We start from the raw sequence: 12,155 nt of genomic DNA, 5'->3' as shown, positions 1-12,155 counted from the left end.
TAATTTGATTTAATAGCAAGGTTATCATTAATTAAGCACCTTTATGGAACCATGCATGTCTAAAAAACTATTTGCTCTATCTGCTCAATATTTAAAAAAAGCCATGCCGCTGATGATCCAGTATCAAATCCCAACAACACCAACAAACTACGCGCTGTGGTATCACTATGTTTCAGATAATAATAGTGCATTACAAAAACATCTCGATGATAAAATTGCCCAACACGGTACTTGTACCCCTGCGGCGAGTGAAGAACTGTATCAACGCTTTATTGTTGATAAGCGTGAGCAAGAAATTACTCAATTACGTACCGAACTTGATTCGATGACCAATGAATTAAGCAGCTCACTGCACGATACACTCAATGATACCAATGAATTTGATCGGATGTTGAATAAATGTTTGAACGAATTATCAAGTGTTGAAGAAGATGGCTTTTCGATTGAGAAAACATTATCCGCGGTACGGGAACTGGTAAAAGAATCTCACGATGTACGTTCATCAACGCGTCATTTCAAAAGCCAATTACACGAAGCACAAGCTGAGATTGCACAGTTACGTGAAACATTATTAGAAACACAGCATGATGCCATGCATGATAGCTTAACTGGCCTACTCAACCGCCGGATATTTAGTAAAGAGATTGAAACCTTTTGCAGTAACCCAAGTTTAAACCGCACTTTTTCAATCTTAATGGTCGATATTGATAACTTCAAAACCTTTAATGATGATTTTGGCCACCAACTCGGAGATCAAGTATTAAAAGCCATTGCGAAACGTATCTCAGATAGCTGTCAAGAAGGTGAACAAGTATTCCGTTATGGTGGCGAAGAATTTGTGCTGATCTTCCCAAACAAAAACTTTACTATTGCTCGTCAAAATGCGGAATCAATTCGCCGTGCCATTGAACGCCTAAGCATTCGTGATAAGCGCTCTGGTAAAGTCGTTGATAACATTACCGTATCAATTGGTGTAAGTGAAAATAAACCCCGAGATACCAGCCATGATATTTTGACCCGCGCGGATCTGCAATTGTATGAAGCAAAACGTCTTGGTCGCAATCGAGTAATGCCCTTACCACGCTAGCGACATATCCTGATTTGATTATTAAGAGCAAGTATCCTAGCCAACAAGATATAGCTTAGATAACTTGCCCTTTATTTATTTTACAGCGCTGTACACTTAGCTAAATCAAGCATGAAAGCATATTCTTTAGCGGTATCATGGTAATGCTGGAAACGTCCTGATTTACCGCCGTGCCCGGTCTCCATATCCGTATGTAATAACAATACATTCGCATCTGTTTTTAATTCACGCAATTTCGCAACCCACTTTGCCGGTTCCCAATATTGCACTTGTGAATCATGTAATCCGGTCGTTACCAATAAGTTAGGATAAGCCTGTGCTGTCACTTGATCATAAGGACTGTATGACAGCATATAATGATAAAACTCAGCGTCGTTCGGATTACCCCACTCGTCATACTCACCTGTTGTCAATGGAATAGATTCATCAAGCATGGTACTCACGACATCAACAAATGGAACAGCAGCAACCACACCATGATATAACTCCGGCGCAATATTAATCACAGTCCCCATCAATAGACCACCTGCAGAGCCACCCATAGCATAAACACGTTTAGGGTCGGCATAACCTTGTTCGACTAAACCCTTGGTTACAGCTGTGAAATCCGTAAAGGTATTCATTTTATTGAGTAGCTTACCATCTTCATACCAATGACGGCCTAATTCTTCACCACCACGAATATGTGCAATGGCATAAACAAAACCACGATCAAGTAGCGTTAATAGCGAGGCACTAAAGTAAGGGTCGATACTCGAACCATAAGAACCATAAGCATATTGCAATATTGGATTAACATTACTCTTCGAAAACAGTGCTGTTTTATATACTAAGGACACCGGGATCTTAACGCCATCTTCAGCAACAATCCAAACGCGTTCACTCTGGTAATCTTGCGCACAGAAATCACCAACAACGGTTTGCTGTTTTAATATTTCGCGTTCTCCACTATCAAGATTTAACTGATACGTTGAGGTTGGTGTTGTTAAACTCGAGTAGCCATAACGCAATTTGTCGGTATCAGGATCTGGATTTGTGCCAAGCCATGCCGTATAGGTTGGATCGTCAAATTTAATGATGATATCGGTCTTTGTCTGCCAATTAATTTGTCTTAAAAACGTTAAACCTTGCTCACGCTCTTCAACAACTAGCCAATCTCGGAATAGTTCATAACTTTCTAATAGCACATCATCACGTGCAGGAATAATGGTTTGCCATTGCTGAGTATCTGCCACCGTCGTCAAGGTCGCGGACATCAAAGCGAAATTCTTACCTGTTTTATTACTGCGAATGTAAAACTGCTGGCGGTAATGATCGACACTATATTCATGACCTCGTTCACGCCCACGCAGTAACGTAAATGCCTCAGTCGGATTATCTGCTGATAACACATGAACTTCACTTGTCATGGTGCTACTTAGCGACAACATGATGTAATCATCAGAAGTCGATTTGTAGATATCCGTATAGAAAGTATCATCTGATTCTTCATATACCAGCACATCTGCACTAATGTCAGTACCGAGTTGATGACGATAAACTTGATAAGGTAATAACGTCGTCGGATGTTTTTTTACATAGAATAGCGTTTTACTGTCATTTGCCCACACCACAGATTCGATATCTTCAATTTCTTCTGGGTATGCTTCACCGGTATCAAGATTAAGGAAACGTAAACGATATTGGCGTCGACTAACCGTATCTTCAGAAAAAGCTAATACCTGATGATTTGGACTTATCGCTAGTTCACCTAGCTGATAATACTGATGATCTTTAGCACGTTCATTAGCATCAAGTAATACCAGCCATTCGGCATCGGTATTATCCTTGCGCCAGCTATACACTGGATATTCCTTACCTTTCGAAAAACAGGTTTGATACCAATAGCCTTTCTTCAAATAAGGCACTGATGCATCTTCTTGTTTTACCCGCGCAACCATCTCATCATAAAGTTCTGTTTGTAATGAAGCTAATGGCGATAAAACCGCTTTCGTATAGTCATTTTCTTGTTCTAAATAGTTTAAAACTTGTTTGTTTTTACGTTCATCGTCACGTAACCAAAAATAGTCGTCTTGACGAGTATGCTGATGAATTGTCATTGAGTGCGCTTGCTTCATCGCAACTGGCGCAGTGGTAGAGAGATCCATTTTCACAAGAAAAAATCCTATAAATTAACTGAAAGAGTGTTACTTATCTATTAATGCATAAGTACTAATTACATTAAATATTTATGTAATATGATGAGTACTAATATCCCAGATGCAAAAAAGGAGCGCAAGCGCTCCTTTTCATATATTTAACTATTAACTAGCTAAAATTAGTCACGACGTGGACGACGTGGACGACGTTCACCACCGTTAGACTCACGACGTTCGCCACCGTTAGAATCACGGCGTTGGCCACGATGACCATCACGTGCAGGACGATCGTTATCACGTGGTGGACGGCTACGTTCTTGACGACCTTCTGCTGCAACACCTTCAAGTTTGCTCATGCGTAATGCTTTGTTACAAACATAAACTTGTTGTAGTTGTTGTAACTGCTCGCTTGGCATACCTTTTGGTAATTCAATTGTTGAGTAGTCATCATGTAGACGGATACCACCGATGTTACGGCTGTTGATATTCGCTTCATTAGCAATAGCGCCAACAATATTCTTAACTTGAACACCATCTGCACGACCAACTTCAATACGGAAAACTTCCATTTCTGCAGCTGGACGACGTTCAGGACGGTCACCACGTTCAGGACGGTCACCACGATCACGGCGGTCGCCACGGTCGTTGCGATCACGGCCACGATCACCACGGTCATCATCACGGAAGCTACGTTCACGACGCGGTGCTTCTGGTGGTAATACTAATGGTTTTTCTTTCTGAGCCATGAATAATAACGCAGATGCAAGATCTAATTCGCTTAGTTCTAACTCTTCAGAAAGTTGACCAACTAAGTTTTTGTAGAAATCTAGGTTTTCTTCACTAGAAGAAAGTGTAGATAACTGATCACGGAATGATGCAATACGTTTTTTCGTCACATCATCACGTGAAGGTAGATCCATCATAGTTAATGGCTGACGTGTAGCACGTTCGATCGCTTTTAATAAACGACGTTCGCGTGGTGCAGCAAATAGGATTGCAGTACCTTTACGTCCAGCACGGCCTGTACGACCAATACGGTGAACGTATGATTCTGTATCCGTTGGGATATCGTAGTTAACTACTAGGTCAATACGAGGAACGTCAAGACCACGTGCAGCAACATCAGTCGCGATTACGATATCTAATTGGCCATTTTTCAAACGGCTTACAGTGCGCTCACGCATTGCTTGGTTTAAATCACCGTTTAGTGCCGCAGCAGAGTAACCGCGAGCTTCTAATTTCTCAGCAAGTTCAACAGTCATTGTCTTAGTACGAGCAAAGATGATCACACCATCGTAGTCTTCAGTTTCAAGAATACGTGTTAGGCCGTCAAGTTTTGCTTGTAAACCACCAATGATTAAACATTTTTGTTCAATGTTTTCAACAGTTGATGTTTTAGCTGCAATTTTAACTGATTTTGGTTCAGTCATAAAACGTTTCGTAATACGACGAATTTCTTCAGGCATAGTTGCAGAGAATAACGCCATTTGACGCTTCTCAGGTGTTTTAGACAGAATTGATTCTACATCATCAATAAAGCCCATGCGTAGCATTTCATCTGCTTCATCAAGTACTAGTGCTTTAATACCAGAAAGATCAAGCGTACCACGGTTAATGTGATCTATCACACGGCCAGGAGTACCAACAATCACTTGTGGGTTGCGTTTCAGTGCTTTTAACTGAATCGGGTAGCTTTGACCACCGTAGATAGGTAGCACATGGAATCCACGCATATGACGTGAGTATGCTTGGAATGCTTCAGCAACTTGAATCGCTAACTCACGAGTTGGTGCTAATACCAATATCTGTGGTTTAGTCAGTGACGTATCAACACGACTCAATAATGGTAATGCAAACGCAGCTGTTTTACCCGTACCAGTCTGTGCCATACCTAGCACATCACCACCATCCTGTAGTAACGGAATACATTCAGCTTGAATTGGTGAAGGTGTTTCATAACCTAGATCATTCAACGCTTTTAAAATTGGTTCAGGTAAATTTAAATCAGTAAATTGTACGGGTGATGTATCAGACATTCACGGGCCTCAGGTAGACGGGTCTTTGAATAAAGCTATATCAATTATAGCTCCACATGTTGTATTTCGTGCGCAAAATTAGTGGTCTTTTGCTCAAACTCTCTTAACGAGCGAAGCCACATAAAAAGGCTGACGTAGTGTACATCATTTTTTAAAAAAAATCCGGATATATGCGAGCTAAATCACACAAAATTAAAAAATACTCAAAAACAAAAAAAGTTTTTCTATAAATCAATCACTTAAAACTTGCGAATGAAAGGCTATTACAATCATAAATTATAACAAAAAAAAGCCTCACCTCTTTAGAGGTAAGGCTTTATGCTTATTTAACTAAGTTATATAATTAGTGTTCACGCGTCTCACGGAATACAACATCTGGATAACGTTCTTGTGCTAGACGTAAATTAACCATAGTCGGGGCAATATACGTTAAGTTATCACCACCATCTAATGCAATATTGTCCCACGCTTTCTTCTTGAATTCTTCTAGCTTGCGCGGGTCTTTACAATCAACCCAGCGTGCTGTCGCAACGCTGATGCCTTCATAGATAGCATCTACTTTATATTCGGTGCGTAAACGATGAACCACCACGTCAAACTGCAGCACACCAACCGCACCCACGATTAAATCGTTTGAGCGTTGTGGACGGAAAACCTGTACAGCACCTTCTTCAGATAGCTGGATCAGACCTTTTTGCAATTGCTTTTGCTTTAGTGGATCTTTTAAACGAATACGGCGGAACATTTCTGGCGCAAAGTTAGGAATACCGGTGAATTTGAGTAATTCACCTTGGGTAAATGTATCACCAATTTGGATCGTACCATGATTATGTAGACCAATAATATCACCAGGGTATGCTTCTTCAGTTTGAGTACGATCACCCGCCATGAAGGTTACCGCATCAGAAATGCTGACGTCTTTATTTAAACGCACATGCTTCATCTTCATGCCTTTGCTATATTTGCCAGAGCAAACACGCATGAAAGCAATTCGGTCACGGTGTTTTGGGTCCATGTTTGCTTGGATCTTAAAGACGAAACCAGAGAAGTTTTCATCATCTGGTTCAACAGTTCGTGCATCTGTTATACGCGGTTGCGGCTTTGGTGCCCACTCAGCTAAACCATCAAGTACATGATCAACACCAAAGTTACCGAGTGCAGTACCAAAATATACTGGTGTTAATTCGCCAGCCATGAATAGCTCATAATCAAATTTATTCGCAGCAGCTTCAACAAGTTCCATTTCTTCACGTAATTGCTCAGCGTAATCGCCAATTGCGTCGTCAAGTTCAGGGTTATTAATACCTTTAATCACACGACTGTCTTGGATCATATGACCCTGACCGATGTTATATATGATCACTTCGTCACGTAAAATATGATAAACACCTTTTAGTTCTTTACCCATGCCGATCGGCCAAGTAATGGGTGCACATGCAATTTTTAATACTTCTTCAACTTCATCCATCAAATCAATTGGATCGCGAATATCACGGTCAATTTTATTCATGAAGGTAATAATTGGCGTATCACGTAGGCGTGTTACTTCCATCAATTTAACAGTACGTGCTTCTACACCTTTTGCCGAATCAATGACCATTAGACATGAGTCAACCGCAGTTAAGGTACGGTAGGTATCTTCCGAGAAATCTTCATGTCCAGGGGTATCAAGTAAATTAATGAGGTGGTCATGATATGGGAACTGCATTACTGACGTTGTTACCGAGATACCACGTTCTTTTTCCATTTCCATCCAGTCAGACTTAGCATGCTGACCCGATTTCTTACCTTTCACAGTACCGGCTTTTTGTAATGCGTTTCCGAATAACAATACTTTTTCAGTGATTGTTGTTTTACCAGCATCGGGATGCGAGATAATCGCAAAAGTACGTCTTTTCGACACCTCTTGCTCAATAAGGCTATTTGACATGAATGAGTCTTCTCATTGGGTTAAATCTAATGAGCGCTATTTTCGCTGAAATTGCGATGAGACACAAGGAAGACCTGCAATTAATAGTTCGCTATATCACGTAATGCTTCATGTAATGTCGGGCTAAAAGAAGTCACACCACCAATAGGCTGCACGCCTGCTCTCGCCAAGGTTTTTAAGGGTTGGAATTGCAGATCACAAAATATAACTTGAGTATTGTAGATCTTACACTGATTAATAAATTGATCCATTGCAGCGAGTCCGCCAGCATCAAGTAACGGTACAGCCTCAAGGTAAAGTACTAGACCATCAACGTCTGTAGTTTTAACTGCCAATTCAGAAAACACGCGATCCGCTGCAGCAAAAAATAACGGCCCATTGATTTTAAATACGCGCCAACCGGCTGGAATATCAGCCGCTACGATGCGTTTATTATTGGTAATATCAGTTACTTTAACCATTTCAGCTATTTCTTTCATGAACAATACGGCCGCCAACAAAATACCCGCAGTAATAGCCAAAACCATATCGAACAAGATGGTAAACGAAAAACAAATAGCAAAAACCCAAAGATCACTTTTCGGCGCAGTCTTTAATAAATGTAACACTTTGCCCGCTTCACTCATATTCCAAGCGACAACTAATAATAACACCGCCATCGAAGGCATAGGTAAATAAGCGAATAATGGTGCAAATAACACTAAACTCGCCAACACAACTAAACCATGGATAACGGCTGATATCGGTGTTTGCGCGCCGGCTTTAACATTAGCAGCAGAACGTGCAATAGCCGCTGTTGCGGTAATACCACCAAAAAAAGGCACCACGATATTACCAATACCTTGGCCCAGTAATTCACTATTAGCACTATGACGTTTACCTGTCATGCCATCAAGTACCACAGCACACAATAATGATTCAATTGCCCCTAACATGGCAATAGCAAACGCAGCAGGTAATAAATCAGACAGTAACGTCCAACTTAATACTAACGCTTGACCATTAACTCCGGCTTGTAACCAAGGCCAGTCGAAAGTAGGTAAGTAAGGGGGGATCCCTGCACCTTGACTGCCATCAGGCAATAAGTAATGAAAACGACTACCAATAGTCGCAATTTCCATCCCCATATTATTTAATACAAGTGCGAATAAACTGCCAAAAATAACGGCAGGTAGATGTGCTGGGATAACTGTTTTAAATTTTGGCCAAATTAGCATTATAACAAGCGTAAATATGGCGACCGTAAAACTGGGTAAGTGTAACTCAGGTAATGCACTCACTGATGATGCAAGTTTATCCCAATCGTGATCAGGCAAACTCTCAATCGGTAGACCCAAAATATCGTTGAACTGTAATGTCGCAATCACGACCGCGATACCAGCAGTAAAACCTAAGGTCACCGCTTCTGGAATATATTCAATAAAGCGGCCAAGACGCAATATCGCCATGATCACCAAGATCAATCCAGACATTATCGTCGCCAATAACAAGCCTCCAAAACCATATTGCTGGACAATCGGATACAAGATAACAACAAAAGCAGCCGTTGGACCAGAAATGCTGTAACGACTTCCACCTGATATTGCAATCACAATACCACCAATAATCGCGGTATAAAGGCCATATTGAGGTGCAACACCGCAGGCAATCGCAAGTGCCATTGCTAAGGGAATGGCAATAATACCAACGGTAATACCCGCTAATAAATCTTTTCCGAATTTAGTCGAGTTATAACCATTACGGTTAATCGACTCACGTAAAGCATGTGCAATACGTAACGAAAAAAGATGAGCCCTTTGTTGCATTCTATATGCCTTAAACTGTTAGTTAGATCACGCAATTATAATCTTCTTTGCAGCAGATACAATCAAGGCTACATCATTTGGCAACAAAAAAGTTGTTTGCTTGATTCATATCAGAATTACCGACTAATTACCTTAATTTGTTGTAATGCTCACATTAAAAATCCAATGTTATACTTAAGTAATGAATAATAAACGGTCAATAGCGATCTCTAACTGAGCTAAATAATGCTGTGATTTAGCAGATTAGGTTGCACAGCTTAACCGAGATCACTATTATGTTCGTTAATCCATAAACCTATAATTAATTTGGAAGCAATGATGTTAGTACTAGGACACACAAACCCTGATTGTGACAGCTTAGCAGGCTCAATCTCTCTATCTGCATTTTTAACAAAACGCGATGGCAAAACAGTAACACCAATCATGCAAGGCGAACCAAATGCAGAAGGTCTTTTCTTGCTTGAACAAGCAGGACTAGCGTGCCCTGAAATTCGAACATCAATCGCAGATGAAGAAGTTTGGATCATTGATTACTCAGATTTTAACCAAGCTCCAAAAGATGCACGCCAAGCTAAAATTCGCGGTATCGTTGATCATCACAAGCTAGGTGACTTCGAAACAGATGAACCACTTGAAGCATGGATCTGGCCTTGCGGTTGTTCAAACACGATTGTTTACAACATGTATAAGATCCATAACATCGAAATAGACCAAAAAGTGGCAGTGATGATGTTAGGTGCAATCTTAAGTGACACTGTTCATTTCAACTCACCTACATGTACGCAAATCGATATCGATGCAGCACACGAGATTGCAAAAATTGCAGGTATTGATGATATTGATGCATTCGTTACAGCACAATTCGCAGCGAAATCCGATATTGCAGCAATTCCTTCTGAAGAACTCATTTTACGTGACCTTAAAGTTTATACCATTGGCGAAAAAGACTTCTCAATTGCACAAATAGAAATCACCAATGTTGACTCTGCACTAGCACGTAAAGAAGAACTACAAGCTGAGCTCGTTAAATATAAAGCAGAACACGGTTACCACACTGCATTAGTATTACTGACTGATATTACCAACCTAAACTCTATCGCGTTAATCGAAAGTGAAGAAGGTGAGTTAGTAGCAGAAACGCTAGGTGGTACATTCGTCGGTGAACTTATCGACCTACCAAATGTTGTAAGCCGTAAAAAACAAGTATTACCACCATTACAGACTAAATTTAAGTAAGTCTTAATCGACCACTTATTACCTCTAATAAAAAACTGTAAATGTGAATGTAAAAAGGGAGCTAATTAGCTCCCTTTTCTATACGTACAAACAATTATTTTTTATCGCTTTTATACATGTCATCAATGTCTTTCTTATATTCACTTTCAATCACTTTACGACGTAATTTCAGTGTTGGGGTTATCTCACCTTTTTTCATACAAAATTCACGACTAAGTAGTTTGAATTTTTTTACTTTTTCAAAGTTAGCTAACTCACTTTGTAAATTTTGCACTCGTTTCTCAAACATAGTCACAATATGACTATGGCGTAATAGCTCCGCTTTACTTGAGAATTGCAGGTTAATCGAGTTTGCATATTCTTCTAAGGCTTCGAATGATGGCACGATTAACGCGCTAACAAAATGGCGAGAATCTGCAACAATCGCAACCTGATCAATAAAGTGGTCTTTACTTAAGGTACCTTCAACCAACTGCGGTGCAATATATTTTCCATTCGATGTTTTCATTAACTCTTTAATACGCTCGGTCATCACGACTTCACCATTAGCTAATATTTTACCCGCATCACCGGTTTTCAACCAACCATCAATAAAGTTCTTTTCAGTTTCCTCAGGCATTTTGTAATAGCCCTTCATGACCGTATCACCACGCACTAATATTTCGTTATCATCACCGATTTTCACTTCCATATCTGGCAGTGGTAGACCAATGGAACCAAAATCATACCCGGTACCACGATGGCAGCATACTGTCGCAGTTGTCTCAGTCATACCGTAGCCAGCTTGCAGTTCAATACCGATGGATTGGAAAAATATATTTATGTCAGGATCAACTTTCGCACCGCCACAAGGTAAAAAACGTGTGTTACCACCGAAAATACCGCGCAATTTAGAAAAAATAAGCTTATCAGCGAGTTTATACTGAATCGATAATAATGATGATGGCTGCTGATTGCTTTGAATAAGCTTGAAATGTGCTAAAGCAACGTTAGTCGCCCAGCCAAACAACTCTTTTTTCACTGGGGATGCTGATTCTAATCGACTATGAATGGTACTGTATATTTTTTCATATAAACGCGGTACAGCGACAAACAGCGTAGGCTTAACTTCTGCGATAACATCAATAATCAGTTTTGGATTTTCGAGATGCACATTTTGCGCACCACAATGCATCAGGTAAAAAGACCAACTACGCTCAAGCACATGGCTTAATGGTAAGAACGCAATTGAGGTATCGATTCCCGAAACATCAATCATTTGATCATGACTACTGAAAGCGGCTGCAAAGTTAGTGTAATCTAACATCACACCTTTTGGCTGCCCTGTCGTACCTGACGTATAAATAAGGGTAACTAAGTCATCCATACTCGTATCAGTCAGTCGCTGTTCAAACTCAGCGTCAGCGGCTCCATCACCTTGCTGAATAAATTCAGAGAAGTACATAGCATTCGATGCGCCTCTTAAATCGATTGTATCCGTCAGTGCAACAACCAGCTTTAAGTCATTGCTTATTAACAGCTCAAGCGCTTTATCAAACTGTTCTTGTCCGCCAACGAATAAATAATCGATATCTGCATTATTAATAATATAGCGCGTTTGCTCTGTGGTATTGGTTGGATAAATAGGAACCGTCACACAACGCGCAGCTAGAATACCTAAATCGGCAAAGCTCCACTCAGGGCGATTGTTTGCAAAGATACCGACTTTGGTTTGAACGTCACAACCAAGAAATAGTAATGCTTTCGCAACGCGGTCTGAGTTATCCAGTAGCGCAGACCAAGTAATATCTTTCCATTCACCATTTTCTTGAAAGCGAATTGCCGTTGTTGCTTTACGTGCAGCAAATTTAGATCTAAAACTGTTTACTAAGTGTTGGCTCATTAGTTACTCTGATTATCCATAAATAGCATTAACGATCATCC

7 protein-coding genes are annotated in these 12,155 nt (G+C 40.3%); 2 read left to right on the top strand and 5 right to left on the bottom strand.

Annotation, left to right across the window (positions count from 1 at the left end; all coding sequences use genetic code 11):
- The first annotated feature begins 55 nt into the window (after positions 1-55).
- Positions 56-1,087, top strand: coding sequence for a GGDEF domain-containing protein (locus HWV02_RS02940; protein ID WP_211689651.1), 1,032 nt, complete (start codon positions 56-58; stop codon positions 1,085-1,087).
- 80 nt (positions 1,088-1,167) lie between these two features.
- Here the strand turns inward: HWV02_RS02940 and HWV02_RS02935 are convergent, their stop codons facing one another.
- The 4 genes from HWV02_RS02935 to dauA form a co-directional block, all read right to left on the bottom strand.
- Positions 1,168-3,234, bottom strand: coding sequence for a S9 family peptidase (locus HWV02_RS02935; protein ID WP_211679979.1), 2,067 nt, complete (start codon positions 3,232-3,234; stop codon positions 1,168-1,170).
- Between the two features lie 170 nt (positions 3,235-3,404).
- On the bottom strand, positions 3,405-5,261 hold the full coding sequence (locus tag HWV02_RS02930; protein ID WP_211678383.1) for a DEAD/DEAH box helicase: 1,857 nt from the start codon (positions 5,259-5,261) through the stop codon (positions 3,405-3,407).
- Positions 5,262-5,604: 343 nt separating this feature from the next.
- Complete coding sequence (gene prfC, locus HWV02_RS02925; RefSeq protein WP_211678382.1) at positions 5,605-7,191, bottom strand: peptide chain release factor 3; 1,587 nt, start codon at positions 7,189-7,191, stop codon at positions 5,605-5,607.
- Between the two features lie 80 nt (positions 7,192-7,271).
- Complete coding sequence (gene dauA, locus HWV02_RS02920) at positions 7,272-8,996, bottom strand: C4-dicarboxylic acid transporter DauA (RefSeq protein ID WP_211689650.1); 1,725 nt, start codon at positions 8,994-8,996, stop codon at positions 7,272-7,274.
- A 318-nt stretch (positions 8,997-9,314) separates the two neighbouring features.
- On the opposite strand from dauA, the gene HWV02_RS02915 reads away from it, so the two are divergent.
- Positions 9,315-10,232 (top strand): manganese-dependent inorganic pyrophosphatase, encoded by a 918-nt coding sequence (locus tag HWV02_RS02915; protein ID WP_211679976.1) that lies wholly within the window; start codon positions 9,315-9,317, stop codon positions 10,230-10,232.
- A 94-nt stretch (positions 10,233-10,326) separates the two neighbouring features.
- On the opposite strand, the gene HWV02_RS02910 is transcribed toward HWV02_RS02915, so the two are convergent.
- Complete coding sequence (locus tag HWV02_RS02910; protein ID WP_211689649.1) at positions 10,327-12,114, bottom strand: long-chain fatty acid--CoA ligase; 1,788 nt, start codon at positions 12,112-12,114, stop codon at positions 10,327-10,329.
- Positions 12,115-12,155 lie beyond the last annotated feature (41 nt).

The sequence above is a fragment of the Moritella sp. 28 genome, from assembly GCF_018219435.1.
In the GTDB taxonomy this organism is placed as follows: Bacteria; Pseudomonadota; Gammaproteobacteria; order Enterobacterales; family Moritellaceae; genus Moritella.
This window is presented reverse-complemented; position numbering and strand designations above follow the sequence as displayed.

Coding starts and splice junctions, on each gene's coding strand:
- HWV02_RS02940 (WP_211689651.1), top strand. CDS start 56: ATGTCTAAAAAACTATTTGCTCTATCTGCTCAATATTTAAAAAAAGCC.
- HWV02_RS02935 (WP_211679979.1), bottom strand. CDS start 3,234: ATGGATCTCTCTACCACTGCGCCAGTTGCGATGAAGCAAGCGCACTCA.
- HWV02_RS02930 (WP_211678383.1), bottom strand. CDS start 5,261: ATGTCTGATACATCACCCGTACAATTTACTGATTTAAATTTACCTGAA.
- prfC (WP_211678382.1), bottom strand. CDS start 7,191: ATGTCAAATAGCCTTATTGAGCAAGAGGTGTCGAAAAGACGTACTTTT.
- dauA (WP_211689650.1), bottom strand. CDS start 8,996: ATGCAACAAAGGGCTCATCTTTTTTCGTTACGTATTGCACATGCTTTA.
- HWV02_RS02915 (WP_211679976.1), top strand. CDS start 9,315: ATGTTAGTACTAGGACACACAAACCCTGATTGTGACAGCTTAGCAGGC.
- HWV02_RS02910 (WP_211689649.1), bottom strand. CDS start 12,114: ATGAGCCAACACTTAGTAAACAGTTTTAGATCTAAATTTGCTGCACGT.